The following is a 16,956-nucleotide window of genomic DNA, read 5'->3' as shown; positions in this document are numbered from 1 at the left end:
TATGGGGACCTATTTCCCATATACCTTTCTTACTGATGGATTGTAAAAATGTAAAAACCATGGAGGTGTTCCCCCTTGCTAAAATATATCGGAAGACGTTTAGTCTATATGATTATCACATTATTTGTGATTGTAACCGTGACATTCTTCTTAATGCAAGCAGCACCGGGCGGGCCATTTTCAGGTGAGAAAAAGCTTCCGCCTGAAATTGAAGCAAACTTAAATGCGCATTATGGCCTGGACAAGCCGCTGTTTGTACAATATGCGAGCTATTTGAAATCAGTTGCAATGTGGGATTTCGGACCGTCATTTAAATATAAAGGTCAGAGTGTTAACGACCTGATCAGTTCAGGTTTCCCCGTTTCATTCACTCTTGGAGCAGAAGCTATTCTCCTCGCTTTAGCGTTTGGTGTACTGTTTGGGGTGATTGCAGCCCTTTATCATAATAAATGGCAGGATTATACCGTCGCGATTTTAACGATCTTTGGTATTTCAGTTCCGAGCTTTATCATGGCGGCTGTGCTGCAATATGTGTTCTCCATGAAGCTTGAGCTGTTTCCGGTCGCGGGGTGGGAGTCCTGGTCATACACCTTTTTGCCTTCCATCGCACTTGCTTCCATGCCGATGGCGTTTATTGCCAGACTTTCCCGTTCAAGCATGATTGAAGTGTTAAACAGTGATTATATTCGTACAGCGAAAGCGAAAGGGCTGTCGCGTCCTGCAGTTACAGTGCGGCACGCCATCCGAAACGCGCTGTTGCCAGTCGTTACATATATGGGCCCTATGGCCGCTCAAGTTTTAACTGGAAGCTTTATCATTGAAACCATTTTTGGTATCCCGGGGCTTGGTTCACACTTCGTAAACAGTATTACAAACCGTGATTATACGGTCATTATGGGTGTAACGGTGTTCTTCAGTGTCATCCTGCTTTTATGTGTATTAATCGTAGACGTGTTATACGGCATTATTGATCCAAGAATCAAGCTTTCCAAAGCAAAGAAAGGAGCCTAGGCCATGCAGAACATTCCAAAAAACATGTTTGAACCAGCCGCAGCGAATGCCGGCGATGCTGAGAAAATAAGTAAAAAGAGCCTTTCCCTCTGGAAAGATGCGATGCTACGCTTCCGCAGCAATAAGCTTGCGATGGTCGGGCTTGTTATTATTGTTCTCATTATTCTCATGGCGATTTTTGCGCCTGTTTTCTCAAAATATGATTATTCGACTACTAATCTCTTAAATGCGGATAAGCCGCCTTCAAAAGATCACTGGTTCGGGACTGATGATCTAGGAAGGGACATTTTCGTCCGTACATGGGTAGGTGCGCGAATTTCAATCTTTATCGGTGTCGCGGCCGCTGTTCTTGACTTGCTGATCGGTGTGATTTGGGGCAGTATTTCAGGGTTCCGCGGAGGCAGAACAGATGAGATTATGATGCGTATCGCAGATATCCTTTGGGCTGTTCCTTCATTATTAATGGTTATCCTGCTGATGGTCGTTCTTCCGAAAGGGCTGTTAACGATTATTATTGCCATGACGATTACGGGCTGGATTAACATGGCCAGAATCGTTCGCGGACAAGTGCTGCAGCTGAAGAACCAGGAATACGTGCTTGCGTCGCAGACACTCGGGGCGAAAACATCCCGTCTGCTGTTTAAACATATCGTGCCGAACGCAATGGGTTCTATTTTAGTCACGATGACACTAACTGTTCCAACCGCGATTTTTACAGAAGCCTTTTTAAGCTATTTAGGACTTGGTGTTCCGGCTCCTCTTGCAAGCTGGGGAACGATGGCTTCTGACGGATTGCCTGCATTGACCTATTATCCGTGGCGTTTGTTTTTCCCTGCCGGTTTTATCTGCATTACCATGTTTGGTTTTAACGTTGTCGGCGACGGATTAAGAGACGCATTGGATCCTAAGTTACGTAAATAAGGGAGTGATACGGGTGACACGCCTATTAGAAGTAAAAGATTTAGCTATTTCATTTAAAACATACGGCGGAGAGGTTCAGGCGATCCGCGGAGTGAATTTCCATCTGAATAAAGGAGAAACATTGGCAATCGTCGGGGAGTCAGGCTCTGGAAAAAGTGTGACATCTCAAGCGATCATGAAGCTGATACCGATGCCCCCGGGTTATTTTAAACGCGGTGAGATTTTATTTGACGGCAAGGATTTAGTGCCGCTGTCCGAAAAAGAAATGCAAAATGTACGGGGGAAAGAGATCGGAATGATATTCCAAGATCCGATGACCTCTTTAAATCCGACAATGAAAGTCGGCAAACAAATTACGGAAGTGCTTTTTAAACACGAAAACATTTCAAAGGAAGCTGCGAAAAAACGTGCTGTTGAGCTGCTTGATTTAGTAGGTATCCCAATGCCGGAAAAACGGGTCAACCAATTTCCGCACGAGTTTTCAGGCGGGATGAGACAGCGTGTTGTCATTGCGATGGCACTTGCGGCGAATCCGAAGCTGTTAATTGCCGATGAACCGACAACTGCTCTCGACGTGACCATCCAAGCGCAGATTCTTGAATTGATGAAAGAATTGCAAAAGAAAATTGACACGTCCATCATCTTTATCACTCACGATCTCGGTGTTGTGGCTAACGTAGCCGACAGAGTTGCCGTGATGTATGCGGGACAGATTGTAGAAACCGGTACGGTAGACGAGATTTTTTATGATCCGAGACATCCGTATACTTGGGGGCTGCTGGCATCCATGCCGACACTTGACAGCTCAGGAGACGAACAGCTGACGGCAATCCCGGGCACGCCGCCTGATTTGACAAATCCTCCAAAAGGAGATGCCTTTGCGCTCCGGAGCTCATATGCGATGAAAATTGATTTTGAACAGGAGCCGCCAATGTTTAAGGTTTCCGATACTCATTATGTGAAATCGTGGCTGCTTCATCCTGATGCGCCAAAGGTAGAGCCGCCTGAAACGGTAAAAGCGAAAATGCGGACGCTGGCGAATACGTATCAAAAACCTGTCTTAGTGAGAGAAGGTGAATAAATTGACGGAGAAACTATTAGAAATCAAACATTTAAAACAGCACTTTGTTACGCCGAGAGGAACGGTTAAAGCCGTAGATGACCTGTCGTTTGATATCTATAGGGGCGAAACATTAGGTTTGGTTGGTGAATCTGGCTGCGGTAAATCGACAACAGGCCGAAGTATCATTCGGCTGTACGAAGCAACTGATGGGGAAGTGCTGTTTAACGGTGAAAATGTTCACGGTAAAAAATCCCGCAAAAAGCTGCTCGAATTCAACCGCAAAATGCAAATGATTTTCCAGGACCCATATGCATCGCTGAATCCGAGAATGACAGTCGCAGATATTATTGCTGAAGGCCTCGACATTCATAAGCTGACGAAAACGAAGAAAGAGCGTATGCAGCGGGTTCATGAGCTCCTGCAAACAGTCGGTTTAAACAAGGAGCATGCCAACCGTTATCCGCATGAATTTTCCGGCGGACAGCGGCAAAGAATCGGGATCGCGAGAGCTCTTGCCGTTGATCCTGAATTTATTATCGCGGATGAACCGATTTCTGCATTGGATGTGTCTATTCAGGCACAAGTCGTGAACTTAATGAAAGAACTCCAAAAGGAAAAAGGACTCACCTACTTGTTTATCGCCCATGATTTATCAATGGTCAAATACATCAGCGACCGTATCGGAGTGATGTATTTCGGAAAGCTGGTTGAACTTGCGCCGGCAGATGAACTTTACGAAAACCCGCTACACCCGTATACAAAATCATTGCTTTCTGCCATTCCGCTTCCTGACCCGGATTATGAGAGAAATCGTGTCCGCCAGAAATACGATCCGTCCGTGCATCGGCTAAAGGATGGAGAAAAGATGGAATTCCGTGAAGTAAAACCAGATCATTTTGTGATGTGCACGGAAGAAGAATTTAAAGCCTACTCATAATAAGTTGAAAATCCTTCAAAACAAATGTTTTGAAGGATTTTTTTATACAGGCTGATAGAAAGTAAGAGTCATATCTTTTACAATTAGAGGAAAAACGGAGGCGGACACTATTCAAATTATTCATCAGAAAAATGTCTTTGCGCTGCTTCTGTCGCAATCTCTGCAATCTTTAGCTGGAGTACTAGTGACAATCATTTTAATGGTAAGGGTCTATCAAATGACCGATTCTGTCTTTTTTTCGGGTCTTATTTTATCATTCATGTCGTTTGCAAGTGTTGCGGCAAGCTTTTGCATTTCAGATGCACTCCATAAGCTTGGTTTTAAAAAGGTGCTTGCCGGTGCAAGTCTGCTGAGAGCGGTCTTTGCGATGCTAATCGCATACAGTGTCAGCCAAAACGGAATTTCCTCCTTGATCATGACGCTGCTGTTTGTTTTTTGTTTTTCATTTTCGGGCGCCTTTTTTCAGCCTGCAAGGTTCGCGCTGCTGCCTGTCATTGTTTCAAAAGAGCATTACGTGAAAGCGAACGGCGTGATTTCACTCGCTAATCAATTGTTTTTAACAGCTGGCTGGGGACTTGGAGGTTTTCTTACATATGCTGTATCTTTTGAGTTCGTTGTCGGCAGTGCCATATGCCTGTTTGTCTTTTCCGGAGCTTTCATCAGCCTGCTTCATGTGAACGATGAAGGAATGAAAAGAACAGCTGAAACAGCATCTGCCAGAAGTGTATGGAAGGATTTGATGACAACCCCGATTGTAAGAGACATCACTGCAATGGACATGATAGAAGCTCTAGCCGGCTCAGTTTGGTCATCTGCCATTCTTTTGGCTTTTACAGTGGCTGTTCTGCATGAAACAGAAGTGTGGTGGGGAATCTTTAACGCTTCTTATTTTATAGGTGCTATGATCGGCAGTGTCATCGCCATCCATTTTTCTGCATTTTTTGAGCGAAACATGGGGTACGCGATTATATTCAGCTCACTTGTAATGTCAGTGCTGACATTTTTCTTTGCGGTTTCTCCCTTCCCATTTTTATGCGCCCTGGCTTGCGCGGCGATGGGGCCTTTTTATCAGGTCAGAGATATTTGTCAGGAAACCGTATTGCAGGAGGTCATTCCGGCACATAAGCGCATCGGGATCATGGCTGCCAAAAACGCGCTGTTGACTCCTTGGTCTGGTGTTACTTATTCCATCATGGGACTGCTGGCTGATGCTGCTGGTGCAAAAACAGCTTTTATTTCGGCGGCTGTATTATACGGCATGACTTTTTTGATTGTGTTGGCGCAGCCCGGCCTGAGTCATTACAAACGTGAAAAACACGCGAATTGAGCATGATCAAACATCTCCGGTGGAACGACGAATCGTCTTACTTGCCGAAAAAAAATGAAACCATGCGGAACGTTCGTACGTCTTTATAGATGTAAGGCTGTTTAAACAAGAAGAAATGGGGTATATCTAAAAGTATGAAGACAACGAACTCATAAGGAGCAAATCAATGAACTGGTACGAAAAGCTTAGCGAGTACTTTCCAATTGAAGAATTGAAATCAAAAGCGCATATGGAAGCTCTCTTGAAAGAGCGAAGCGATATTTATCATAAAGACGAAGGCAAGCATCATATTTTAATGTTTGCGGAATTTGAATCTTTTATCTTCGTTGATTATCTGTATGTGTCAAAAGATGCAAGAGGGCAGGGGCTTGGGGGCAAACTGATTGCCAAGCTGAAAAAGAAAAATAAGCCGATATTGCTTGAGGTGGAGCCTGTGGATGAAGATGATGCTGATACAGAAAAACGCCTGAGATTTTATCAAAGAGAGCATTTTAAGCATGCTCAGTCAATTGGGTACCGGCGCCGGTCATTGGCTACGAATGAAGTCAACAAGATGGAGATTCTGTACTGGTCACCGAAAACAGAATCAGAAGAAGAAATTCTTGAAGCCATGAAACAGACATATGAAAACATTCATACTTATAAAGATGAGAAATGGTACGGGGAATCATACGAAAAAACGGATGAAGTCCTGACACTCATTGATGAAGAAAAGCAAAAAAATATTTTCGATGAGTTAAGCTAATTGAGAATGCAAACACATGAATAAAATAAAAATTTGCTGGATTGACACATTTTTTTCTTAGGACACTGTTCACACTTACTTTTTTATAGTATAATACCTATAAAGATTCCTTTTTTAGAGTAATTTCAATTTAAGAATAAAATAGATGTTCATCCTACTAATTAGAGGAGTGAAGATGAATGGTTACATTATACACATCACCAAGCTGTACTTCATGCAGAAAGGCGAGAGCGTGGCTCGAGGAGCATGAGATTCCTTATGTAGAAAGAAACATTTTCTCTGAACCTTTATCAATTGATGAAATAAAACAAATCTTAAGAATGACTGAGGACGGAACAGATGAGATCATCTCAACCCGTTCAAAAGTATTCCAAAAATTGAATGTGAACGTTGAATCAATGCCGCTGCAAGACTTGTACCGCTTGATCAACGAGCACCCAGGTTTGCTTCGCCGTCCGATCATCATCGATGAAAAACGTTTGCAGGTCGGATACAACGAAGACGAAATCAGACGTTTCCTGCCAAGAAAAGTCCGCTCTTTCCAATTAAGAGAAGCACAGCGTTTGGCAAACTAATAGATCGCACGTTAAAAAGAAGGCTGAGACATCAGCCTTCTTTTATTTTTCAACCTGCTGATAATAAATGCTGGCAAGGATGACAAAGACGACGGTTAAAATGGGGAGAAGCGCTTCAACGGCGCCGTGCTGAGCCATAAAAAAAGACAGCTTTTTATCCCGGACAATCATTTCTCCGCCTGTATAAGCCAATAATCCGCTTCCCGCATAAATCAATAAAGGTATTTTCTCAAGCGCGATGTGGATAAGTTTGCTGCCCCAAATAATTACCGGCACCGATACACACAGACCAATCATAACGAGAGAAAGCTCACCGTGCGACGCTCCTGCGACAGCAATAACATTGTCCAGCGACATAAACAGGTCTGCGAGTACAATTGTTCGTATGGCTTTCCACAGAGAGGTGCTGCTTTTGACATGCTGGGCGTCTTTTTTTTCAATTAATAGCTGGTATCCCAAATATAGAAGGAAAATTCCGCCGGCGCATTGCAGGAAAGGAATATTCAAAAGATAAACCGCTGCGCTTGTTAATCCGATTCTCATCGCAACGGCGATAAATGTTCCGAGAATAATGGCTTGCTGTCTTTGCTTGTCCGGTAAATTTCGGCTGGCCATGGCGATCACGACTGCATTATCGCCGCCGAGAATCAGATCAATTCCGACGATAAGCAGCAGCGATATCAGATAGTCATGCTCCATGAATCGGCACCTCGCTTTCGTTCCATCGCTTGTACCACTAATATATGAAGCGGGACGCAATTTATGATAGCGGTGCGGAAGACAAGCCATTTTTTGGCCGAAGATGCATTTTTATTTCTTTTGTGACTGATTTATCATAAAATAGAAATACAAAGGAATTCACACTTGCCTTGGTTCAAGGTTAAGATGTGGACGGAATGGGTAAAGTGTAGTAAAGTACTATTAATCGGGAGCTTAGATGTCCCTTCAACATCTTATATAGAAGGGAAGGTTGGCAAATGGAAATTGAAAGAATTAACGAGCATACAGTAAAATTTTATATGTCTTATGGAGATATTGAAGATCGCGGTTTTGACAGAGAAGAAATTTGGTATAACCGTGAGCGCAGTGAAGAACTATTCTGGGAAGTTATGGATGAAGTTCATGAGGAAGAGGAATTCGCTGTTGAAGGTCCTCTTTGGATTCAAGTTCAGGCACTGGACAAAGGATTAGAAATTATCGTCACCAAAGCCCAGCTTTCCAAAGACGGACAAAAGCTCGAACTGCCGATTCCTGAGGATAAAAAGCAAGAACCAGCATCTGAGGATCTTGACGCCTTGCTGGATGATTTTCAAAAAGAAGAGCAAGAAGTCAATCAGGAAGAAAAGGAGCAAAAGCTTCAATTTGTCTTGCGGTTTGATGACTTCGAAGATGTAATTTCTCTATCTAAATTAAACGTTAACGGAAGTAAAACGACTTTATATTCGTTTGAGAACCGATATTATTTATATGTGGATTTTTACAATTTGACTGATGAAGAGGTTGAAAATCAGCTAAGTATCCTGTTGGAGTACGCGTCTGAATCCTCAATCAGCATACACCGTCTTGAAGAATACGGCAAGCTGGTTGTGTCAGAGCACGCTCTTGAAACGATAAAAAAACACTTTGCATCATAGCAGACCGATTTCTTGACGGAAATCGGTTTTTTTCTATTTCAAAACAACATATTGAAGCTGGAAAATCAAAAACATACATAGAGGCAAAACATCAGCGAACAGGAGTTCATCGGTTATTTCCAGAAAGAGTTATGAATCTGGAAAGGAGAGATGACAATTGTTTAGTGCTGTGACAGAAGACGGCCAAGTGTTTCACCTTATAGGCAGGCAGAGGAGAGAACAATTAAAGCAGACCAGATTTTTCTGCCCGGTGTGTGCAGAGGAGCTCGATGTGAAGCTAGGGTCTCAGAAAGCGCCGCATTTTGCCCATAAACAGAACAAGTCTTGCACGATAGACATAGAACCTGAGAGCGCCTATCACTTAGAAGGAAAACGGCAGCTTTATGTATGGCTGAAAACGCAAAAGGCTTCCCCGCTCTTAGAGCCGTACGTGAAAGAGATTAAACAAAGGCCCGACATCTTGGCAAAAGTAAAGGGGGATACGCTTGCAGTTGAATACCAATGCGCGACTCTCGCTCCAGATGTCTTTCAAAAAAGAACAGCCGGTTTCAAACAAGCAGGACTGATACCGCAGTGGATTCTTGGAGGCAGCCGCTTAAAACGGACATCATCATCCTTTTACCAGCTGTCCGCTTTCCATTGGCAGTTTATCAATGCCAGTCCGAACAGTGATCTGTTATGTTACTGCCCCGAAACACATTCTTTCCTGAGGCTCAGCCGCATGATCCCGTTTTACACAACCCATTTTTACTGCTCCGTCCAAACGATTCCAATCCGCCAGGCAGCGGCTGAAGATTTATTTTGCACGGAACCAGATTCTTCGTTTAAGCACTCAGATTGGACAGGAGCCATTCTCCGTTTTCGCCGCAAAACTCATCGCTTTCTCTCTAAAGATATGAATCGGATCAGGCTTCTGTTTTATGAAAAACGGCAAACACCTCTCTCTTTTCTTCCGACAGAGGTGTTTGTTCCTGTAAAGAAAGGAGCTGTTTTTAAGAGCCCCGTTTTTGTATGGCAGGGCTATCTTTATCTGTTTATTACGGATCTTGGATATAAACATGCGCCCATTCGTTTTTCAGCCGTTTTGCAGCACTGCAAAATACACATTCATAAAAAGAACATTTTGCTAAGAGGCGTATACAGGGATCAGGATTTCATTGAGGCGGTTAAACAGTACATTGAGTTTTTGTGCAAGAAGGGATTTTTGAGGGAGACTCAGAAAGAAGTATATGTGCTGAATCAGCCCGCAAAGCGCAGCCAATCATTACAGGATCTCATTGAAAAAGACAGAAGCTGTTTTATCGAATGAGTTTTCCTGATTTGGCTCACCCTAAGACAAAGGTGGTGGGCTGGTTGTGAGAAGCACAAAAGGAAAGGTTTTTCGTGTTTTTACTGCTTTTTTGGCATTCGTTCTCTTCATAACTGCATATGATTTGACAAATGGCAGTGAAAAACCGGAAGATATTCACAACACAAGTTTATTGAGAAACAACCGTTTTTTCAATTGGCTTGAATCAAAGAAAACGAGGGGGATCACCATGGCTGAGGAAAAAAAAGCTAATCAACTGCCTGACCGAAGCGAGGTAAAGGTAGAGGACACATGGAGACTAGAGGATATTTTTCCTAGTGATGAGGCCTGGAATAAAGAATTTCAAGCTGTCAAAGAATTAATACCGGATTTATCTAAGTATAAAGGCAAGCTGGCTGATTCAGCTGATCATTTATACGAAGCCCTTACTTACCAAGATAAGGTGATGGAGCGTTTGGGCAAACTTTACACATACGCGCATATGCGCTCAGACCAAGATACCGGGAACTCCTTTTACCAGGGGCTTAATGATAAGGCTGGGAATCTGTATACACAGGCCGCAAGCGCAACAGCCTATCTTGTTCCGGAGATTTTATCCATAGAGGAAGACAAACTGCAGCAGTTTATTCTTGAAAAAGAAGAGCTGAAGCTTTACTCACACGCGATTGAAGAAATCACAAAGGAACGCCCGCACGTGCTGAGCGAGAAGGAAGAAGCGCTGCTGGCTGAAGCTTCTGAGGTGCTGTCTTCGTCGTCAAATACGTTCAGCGTGTTAAATAATGCCGATATTACATTCCCATCTATTAAAGATGAAGAGGGAAATGAAAAACAGATCACTCACGGCAATTTTATTAATTTCTTAGAAAGCGAAAACCGCGAAGTCCGCAAAAATGCGTTTGACGCTGTATATAAAACATACGGCCAATATAAAAACACAATGGCGACTACCTTGAGCGGGACTGTGAAAAAAGACAACTTCTACGCAAGAATGAAAAAGTACAAATCAGCACGCGAAGCTGCGCTTTCTAACAACAGTATCCCTGAAGAGGTATACGACAATCTTGTCAAAACGATTAACAAGCATCTTCCGCTGCTGCATCGTTATATTGGACTGAGAAAGAAAGTGCTTGAGCTGGATGAAGTGCATATCTATGATCTGTATACACCGCTTGTGAAGGATGCGGGGATGAAGGTTACGTACGAACAAGCTAAAGATTATATGCTAAAGGGGCTTGCACCTTTAGGAGAAGAATACCGCTCTATCTTAAAAGAGGGGCTTGAAAACCGCTGGGTTGATGTTTATGAAAATAAAGGGAAACGTAACGGCGCTTACTCTTCTGGAACATACGGCACAAATCCGTATATTTTAATGAACTGGCATGATAACGTCAATAATCTCTTTACGCTGGTCCATGAGTTCGGCCACTCTGTTCACAGCTACTATACGAGAAAACACCAGCCATATCCTTACGGCAATTACAGCATCTTTGTCGCGGAAGTTGCCTCCACGACAAATGAAGCGCTGCTTGGTGAATATTTGCTGAACAATTTAGAGGACGAAAAACAGCGTTTATATATTCTCAACCATATGCTTGAGGGCTTTAGAGGAACCGTCTTCAGACAAACGATGTTTGCAGAATTTGAACATCTTATCCATATAAAAGCGCAAGAAGGAGAGCCGCTGACACCTGAGCTCCTGACCAATGTATATTATGATCTGAATAAAAAGTATTTCGGAAACGACATGGTGATTGATAAAGAAATCGGACTTGAATGGTCAAGGATTCCGCATTTCTATTACAACTACTATGTATATCAGTATGCGACAGGGTACAGTGCGGCCCAGGCGTTAAGCAGCCAAATTTTGAAGGAAGGCAAGCCTGCGGTTGACCGTTATATTGACTTCCTGAAAGCGGGCAGCTCACAATATCCGATCGACATCCTGAAAAAAGCGGGCGTTGATATGACGTCTCCAGAACCGATTGAAGCTGCGTGCAAAATGTTTGAGGAAAAACTTGATGAGATGGAAGAACTGCTGTTAAAAGTAAAGCAGTCTTAAAAAAATTGCCTGTGCATAAATGATGCACAGGCTTTTTAAAATCCTTTAAAGGTTTTCCGATGGTTCAGGCGGTACAAGGTAAACAGAATAGAGAGAAACAGCAGAGGGGATGTAATGTAAAGAGGCAGCATATGCATCATAGCTAATAAATTTAAACAGAAAAAAACAACAATGCACACAATTGAGATCACATTAAACATCATGGCGATCCTCCTCGTCCTTGTTCCTTACAAGCATATGAATGAAATCTGTCAGTTATGTTTTGTGACAAAAATATGAACATTAAGCTTAATGGTTGTCAACAGTCGACAACTTTTGATATGATAAGGATGTGAAATTGATCACAAACAAACATTACCCCTTTGTTTGACCGTGAAAAATTTCTCCCATCCCCTTTGTTGTCGTTAAGACATATGAAACCGCGCTTATCCCGGCGCGGTTTCTTTAGTGCTTTGAACGGAACATATGTTTGATTTTTGCGCAAAAAAACAGCCTCAAGCATATACACGCCTGCGGCTATTTTTCACATGATTGGTATTCATCAGAACTGCTGGTGAGGGACTGCCAAAACATTCCATGCTTGGCCTCTACTTTGGCAACCTTTTTAGCAAACGCCAATTTTTTCATTTCCTTTTCTACCTCTTCAAGACTCAAATCATATACAAGAGCGATTTCCTTAGAGGCAACGAAACGGAAATATTCAATAAAACATTCCAGAGGCGGTGTTTCTGACGGCTTCGGCTCGTCGCCAAGCATCTCAAATAAGATTTCTTCATATACATGATATGAATAGCTGCCGGGGACTTTAAGTCCTTCGTCTTCATGCTGCGTATTAAAAAACGTCAGCGTCGGTGTGGCTGTAACATCCATCTCAGCCGCGATTTTCATGTCACATTGAAGCGCCTTTACCGCGCTTTGGGAGTGAAGGTCTTTTTGAAATTCCTCGAGATCCAGGCTTGTTTTTGACGCTATTTCCAAAAGCACGTTTTCATCCGTAATATTCTTCTTCGAAACGAACAGACTCTCTTGCATATTCCGAAGAAATTGCATACCGGCTCTTCTTCCTTGAAGTTCGGCTGCCTTAAATGCGAGAGCGGCCATATATGGAGAAGAGAGCGGCTGATCTTGCTCAAACCATACACTGCCGTCACACGGCATACCGGAACGGCTAGCGATCTTTTCCCAAGCTTCTGCCAGAAGATGCTTTTTGCGTTTCTTATTTAACGCTGTAAGGCTTGCGGATGCGATGATGCGTAAGGTGAAAAAACGTCCGTATCTGATTTTCATTTTTTTTATGACAGGCTCTAGGGACCAGCATTCGGGACATAAAGGGTCAACAAACATGTAGATTTCCAGCGGTTTTTTTGGATGGCCGTGGCAATGGGCGAAGTATTGCTCATGCTGATAGTTTGTCAATATGATCGATCCTCCGCTTCTGTTTGATTCACCATATGCCTTGCTGTCAACTCCAGCCGGCCAAACAAAAATTCACGAATATCGCCCTCTAGTCCTACATGGTCCATTGCGTCTTTCATACAGCTGAGCCACGCATCGGCCCTCTCGTTTGTAATTGGAAAGGGAAGATGTCTTGCCCTGAGCATGGGATGGCCGTGTTCCTCAGTATAAAGGGGAGGCCCGCCTAAATACTGTGTCAAAAATTGCTTCTGTTTCCTGGCCGTTTCTGTTAAATCGCTCGGAAATATGGGCTTAAGCAAAGGATGAGACGCGACACGCTCATAAAAAGTATCAACAAGTTGCGATAGAAGTTCTTCTCCAATCGCTTCATAAGGTGCGTTAAACGATTGTCCCATGTTGACTACTCCTTTAAATATGGCTAATAGGAATCATAATTCCTATTGCAAAAAGTTATTTTCTGTATTTATTTCAATTCATCTATGATTTATTTTAGCAACAAGGCATCATTTCTACAAACAAACTGCCTTTTATGTGCTTGAAGACAGGGTTCGGCTTTAGAGCCGGGTTTGTATTTCATATCATATCACATACAAATCATGAATGTGTAAGATTTCACTCCGCAAAAAAACCGGAGGGCAAGAGCCGCTCCGGTTACGCGTAATAGGTTGCTGTTATTTTTTTTACATAGTTTTGAGTTTCTCTGAAAGGCGGAATGCCTCCGTATCGATCAACGTTTCCCGGTCCGGCGTTATAAGCTGCTAACGCCATGGATACATTGCCATCATATTTATCCAGCATTTGTTTTAAATACTTCGTTCCGCCCTCAACGTTTTGCTGCGGATTAAGCGGATTGGAAACGCCAAGTGAGGTTGCTGTTGACGGCATCAGCTGCATTAAGCCCATTGCGCCTGCACCGCTGACGGCTTTTGCATTGAAGCCTGATTCCTGTTTGATGACAGCGCGGATTAATTTTTCATCGACTCCGTATTTGTCAGAGGCTTTTTTTATAGCGCTGTCGATTGAGAAATCACCCGAGCTGACGGTTTTATCCTCTTGTTTGTTTGAGGAGACATCAACAGCAGCTGTTTCAGTGCTTTCACTCGCTTTTGTCATTTGGGCGACATTGCCGTTTGAATAGGAGGTAAGCCCGTAAGCTGAAAGCAGTGACGGCGATGTCCCGTAAACGCTGTTCAGCTGGCTGAGCGGGCTTGAAGATGCTGCTGACGCTGTTGTTTGCTGGGACAGTCCATTTGTATATTGGCTGAGCAAGGAGCTGAAGCTTGAAAGCGGGCTTTCGGCACTCTGACTGCCTGTGCTGCTTGCATTTGATATAGACTGTAATGCCTGAAGCTGAAGGAGAGCCGCCCAATTCGTTACGTTCACTATGTCATTCCACCTTATATAGACTTTCGTTTTTCTTCATAAAAACGCTGAATTTTATTTTTGGTTTCGCGCAGAGGAATACTGAATTGCTGAAGCAGCTTTTCAAAGGCCAGCTTGCCTTCATGCCAGTCAGCCGCCTCAAATTCGATTTCATAATCCTCTTTATTTAAATATCGGCTGTGATCTAAAACTATTAAACCTTTTTCTGTTTCTTTTTCTGCACGGTTTGTTGCTAAAGATCCAAAATAATGAATGGCGTCTGTATCGATGTGAAGCTTCTTCAGCTGGTCCTCGACAGGGCCTTTCGGAATCGTGAAACGTGTAAAGTCGGATACGCCGGAAAGTTTCTGGTGGGTTTCCAGAAGTCCAACTTCAGCCGGTTCTTTTAACGTCAGCACATACTCGCCATTTTTCTTGCGTATTCGAAGCGCCGCATGTTTTTGTTTCAGTGCGAAGCTGTTTGTATCAAAATAGTGATTCTCTTGATTTGTAAATTCTTTTTCTGTCAAGTGCAGTGCTGCAGCTATGTTTTCAAATTCATGTTTTGTCAGCAGATTTTTAAATTCAATTTCAATTTCTTGGCTCATGATTGTCTTCCTTTCAGCTCTGTAAATCTCATTTTTACTATTATCTCTTTAGATGTTAGGTTTATCAATATCGAGCTTGATATGATAAAATGAATCTGTACTTTGTTTATAAAGGAGAGCATTATGCAAAACAGAATCGAAATCTTAAATGCAACACTATCGGATGATGAGCTTCGCCTTACCTGTGAGACAGAAGGAATCGAAGCAGATCGCAAGCCGTCAGGTCAAATGCTTGTTGATTCTGACAACATTGCTTTTGTATACATACTTGAATTAGCTGATTCTTTTGAATATGTCATGATAAAGGAACATATATGGCCTGAACTGAAGCAGGCCCATGATCAAAGAAAACCGATTGTTTTAGAGGCAGGGAAGGAAAGCATTGAGCTGTCAGGCCTCTATGAGGAGCTGGAGTATCTTTTAGAAAATATTAAAGATAATGCGAACTACGGAGAAGAAATGGAAGAAAAAGTGAAACGCGTATTTCTATAGAAACTGGTGCTGAATTGGGGGATGTATGATGGATGACAAGCAATGGGAGCGTTTTTTAGTGCCGTACCGCCAGGCTGTTGAAGAATTAAAAGTGAAGCTTAAGGGGATCCGCACGCTTTATGAATATGAGGATGACCATTCACCGATTGAGTTTGTGACAGGACGCGTCAAGCCTGTGGCGAGTATACTCGAAAAAGCCAGACGGAAAAGCATACCGTTACATGAAATTGAAACCATGCAGGATATCGCAGGCCTTAGGATCATGTGCCAATTTGTCGATGACATCCAATTTGTAAAGGAAATGCTGTTTGCCCGAAAAGATTTCACCGTTGTGGATCAGAGAGATTATATTGCAGAACATAAAGAGAGCGGGTATCGGTCATATCACCTTGTCGTGATGTATCCTTTGCAGACGATATCCGGAGAGAAACATGTTCTTGTTGAAATACAGATCCGTACGCTGGCGATGAATTTTTGGGCGACCATTGAGCATTCATTAAATTATAAATACAGCGGAAACATTCCTGAAAAAGTAAAACTGAGGCTTCAGCGCGCTTCTGAAGCGGCTTCGCGGCTTGATGAAGAGATGTCGGAGATCAAGGGTGAAATACAGGAAGCTCAAGCTGCCTTTTCTAGAAAGAAAAAAGGAAGCGAGCATCAATAGGTAAAGGGGAAGAAAAAGCATGAAATTTGCCGTATCGTCAAAAGGAGATAATGTTTCTGATACGCTGAAAAGCAAAATACAGGCGTATTTATTGGATTTTGACATGGAACTGGATGAAAATGAACCGGAAATCGTCATTTCAGTCGGGGGCGACGGGACGCTCTTATACGCTTTTCACAGATACAGCGACAGGTTAGATAAAACGGCTTTTGTCGGCGTTCACACGGGTCATCTTGGGTTTTATGCGGACTGGGTTCCTCATGAAATTGAAAAACTCGTGCTCGCAATTGCGAAAACACCGTATCATACTGTGGAATATCCGCTCCTTGAAGTGATAGTGACCTATCATGAAAATGAGCGAGAGGAAAGATATTTGGCGTTAAATGAATGTACGATTAAAAGCATAGAAGGAAGCCTTGTGGCGGATGTGGAAATCAAAGGGCAGCTCTTTGAAACGTTCCGAGGCGACGGCCTTTGCCTGTCAACGCCTTCTGGGAGCACAGCCTATAATAAAGCGCTGGGCGGAGCGATTATCCATCCATCCATCAGAGCGATTCAGCTGGCGGAAATGGCATCTATCAATAACCGCGTATTCCGGACGGTCGGATCACCGCTCCTTCTCCCTTCCCATCATGATTGCATGATTAAACCGAGAAACGAAGTTGACTTTCAAGTAACAATTGACCATTTAACCCTGCTTCATAAGGATGTAAAGTCCATCCGCTGCCAGGTTGCATCCGAAAATGTAAGATTTGCAAGATTCCGTCCGTTTCCGTTTTGGAAAAGAGTCCAGGATTCATTTATCGGAAAAGGTGAGTAGAAAGAGGACGTAT

Annotated in this window: 20 protein-coding genes; 14 read left to right on the top strand and 6 right to left on the bottom strand. The window is 43.0% G+C overall.

The features are described 5' to 3' along the window. The first annotated feature begins 75 nt into the window (after positions 1-75). The 7 genes from oppB to spx all read left to right on the top strand — a co-directional run bounded on the left by oppB (position 76) and on the right by spx (position 6,579). Complete coding sequence (oppB, locus tag KXD37_RS12475) at positions 76-1,011, top strand: oligopeptide ABC transporter permease OppB (protein WP_024120914.1); 936 nt, start codon at positions 76-78, stop codon at positions 1,009-1,011. A 3-nt stretch (positions 1,012-1,014) separates the two neighbouring features. Continuing rightward, on the top strand, positions 1,015-1,932 hold the full coding sequence (oppC, locus tag KXD37_RS12470) for an oligopeptide ABC transporter permease OppC (RefSeq protein ID WP_024120915.1): 918 nt from the start codon (positions 1,015-1,017) through the stop codon (positions 1,930-1,932). Positions 1,933-1,936: 4 nt separating this feature from the next. Further along, on the top strand, positions 1,937-3,013 hold the full coding sequence (gene oppD / locus KXD37_RS12465) for an oligopeptide ABC transporter ATP-binding protein OppD (protein ID WP_081638274.1): 1,077 nt from the start codon (positions 1,937-1,939) through the stop codon (positions 3,011-3,013). Between the two features lies 1 nt (position 3,014). Beyond that, on the top strand, positions 3,015-3,932 hold the full coding sequence (gene oppF / locus KXD37_RS12460; protein WP_106020545.1) for an oligopeptide ABC transporter ATP-binding protein OppF: 918 nt from the start codon (positions 3,015-3,017) through the stop codon (positions 3,930-3,932). 109 nt (positions 3,933-4,041) lie between these two features. Further along, complete coding sequence (locus KXD37_RS12455; protein WP_106020544.1) at positions 4,042-5,259, top strand: MFS transporter; 1,218 nt, start codon at positions 4,042-4,044, stop codon at positions 5,257-5,259. Positions 5,260-5,425: 166 nt separating this feature from the next. Continuing rightward, the gene (locus KXD37_RS12450) at positions 5,426-6,004 is read left to right on the top strand and encodes a GNAT family N-acetyltransferase (protein WP_010333747.1); all 579 of its coding nucleotides are present in this window, start codon (positions 5,426-5,428) and stop codon (positions 6,002-6,004) included. A gap of 179 nt (positions 6,005-6,183) precedes the next feature. Continuing rightward, positions 6,184-6,579 carry a transcriptional regulator Spx gene (gene spx / locus KXD37_RS12445; protein ID WP_024120919.1) on the top strand — a complete coding sequence of 132 codons (396 nt, stop codon included), beginning with the start codon at positions 6,184-6,186 and terminating at the stop codon, positions 6,577-6,579. 42 nt (positions 6,580-6,621) lie between these two features. Here spx and KXD37_RS12440 read toward each other — a convergent pair whose 3' ends face one another. Beyond that, complete coding sequence (locus tag KXD37_RS12440; protein ID WP_044156385.1) at positions 6,622-7,278, bottom strand: TerC family protein; 657 nt, start codon at positions 7,276-7,278, stop codon at positions 6,622-6,624. 186 nt (positions 7,279-7,464) lie between these two features. Here KXD37_RS12440 and KXD37_RS12435 point away from each other — a divergent pair, with 186 nt between their 5' ends. The 4 genes from KXD37_RS12435 (at position 7,465) to pepF (ending at position 11,581) form a co-directional block, all read left to right on the top strand. Beyond that, on the top strand, positions 7,465-7,590 hold the full coding sequence (locus tag KXD37_RS12435; RefSeq protein WP_120698858.1) for a hypothetical protein: 126 nt from the start codon (positions 7,465-7,467) through the stop codon (positions 7,588-7,590). Then, positions 7,557-8,213, top strand: coding sequence for an adaptor protein MecA (mecA, locus tag KXD37_RS12430; RefSeq protein ID WP_024120921.1), 657 nt, complete (start codon positions 7,557-7,559; stop codon positions 8,211-8,213). Before KXD37_RS12435 ends, mecA begins: the two co-directional genes overlap by 34 nt. A gap of 157 nt (positions 8,214-8,370) precedes the next feature. Then, positions 8,371-9,522, top strand: a complete 1,152-nt coding sequence (locus KXD37_RS12425; RefSeq protein WP_106020543.1) for a competence protein CoiA family protein — start codon at positions 8,371-8,373, stop codon at positions 9,520-9,522. 229 nt (positions 9,523-9,751) lie between these two features. Then, entirely contained in the window at positions 9,752-11,581 is a 1,830-nt protein-coding gene (gene pepF / locus KXD37_RS12420) for an oligoendopeptidase F (RefSeq protein ID WP_174754411.1), read from the top strand. Between the two features lie 35 nt (positions 11,582-11,616). Here pepF and KXD37_RS12415 read toward each other — a convergent pair whose 3' ends face one another. From KXD37_RS12415 to KXD37_RS12395, 5 genes are all read right to left on the bottom strand, one after another. Beyond that, on the bottom strand, positions 11,617-11,784 hold the full coding sequence (locus KXD37_RS12415) for a hypothetical protein (protein ID WP_024120925.1): 168 nt from the start codon (positions 11,782-11,784) through the stop codon (positions 11,617-11,619). A gap of 313 nt (positions 11,785-12,097) precedes the next feature. Continuing rightward, positions 12,098-12,997, bottom strand: coding sequence for a protease adaptor protein SpxH (gene spxH, locus KXD37_RS12410; protein WP_024120926.1), 900 nt, complete (start codon positions 12,995-12,997; stop codon positions 12,098-12,100). Continuing rightward, positions 12,994-13,392, bottom strand: a complete 399-nt coding sequence (locus KXD37_RS12405) for a thiol management oxidoreductase (protein ID WP_010333756.1) — start codon at positions 13,390-13,392, stop codon at positions 12,994-12,996. The genes spxH and KXD37_RS12405 overlap by 4 nt, the downstream gene beginning before the upstream one ends. 256 nt (positions 13,393-13,648) lie before the next feature. Further along, the gene (locus KXD37_RS12400) at positions 13,649-14,380 is read right to left on the bottom strand and encodes a lytic transglycosylase domain-containing protein (protein ID WP_254518157.1); all 732 of its coding nucleotides are present in this window, start codon (positions 14,378-14,380) and stop codon (positions 13,649-13,651) included. Between the two features lie 14 nt (positions 14,381-14,394). Then, on the bottom strand, positions 14,395-14,967 hold the full coding sequence (locus tag KXD37_RS12395; RefSeq protein ID WP_024120928.1) for a CYTH domain-containing protein: 573 nt from the start codon (positions 14,965-14,967) through the stop codon (positions 14,395-14,397). A gap of 123 nt (positions 14,968-15,090) precedes the next feature. Between KXD37_RS12395 and KXD37_RS12390 the strand changes: the two genes are divergently transcribed. The 3 genes from KXD37_RS12390 to KXD37_RS12380 are packed head-to-tail and all read left to right on the top strand — an operon-like array spanning position 15,091 to position 16,943. After that, entirely contained in the window at positions 15,091-15,459 is a 369-nt protein-coding gene (locus KXD37_RS12390) for a hypothetical protein (RefSeq protein WP_127695462.1), read from the top strand. Positions 15,460-15,487: 28 nt separating this feature from the next. Further along, positions 15,488-16,123: a GTP diphosphokinase gene (gene yjbM / locus KXD37_RS12385; RefSeq protein WP_024120930.1), complete on the top strand. Its 636-nt coding sequence runs from the start codon at positions 15,488-15,490 to the stop codon at positions 16,121-16,123. Between the two features lie 19 nt (positions 16,124-16,142). Beyond that, a complete protein-coding gene (locus KXD37_RS12380; protein ID WP_010333761.1) occupies positions 16,143-16,943 on the top strand; it encodes an NAD kinase in 801 nt (266 codons plus the stop codon). Positions 16,944-16,956: the final 13 nt, after the last annotated feature.

Origin of the sequence: Bacillus sp. XT-2 (genome assembly GCF_025696525.1) — a bacterium.
GTDB lineage: Bacteria > Bacillota > Bacilli > Bacillales > Bacillaceae > Bacillus > Bacillus halotolerans.
The sequence above is the reverse complement of the archived record's forward strand: the minus strand, read 5'-3'. Positions and strand labels throughout refer to the sequence as shown.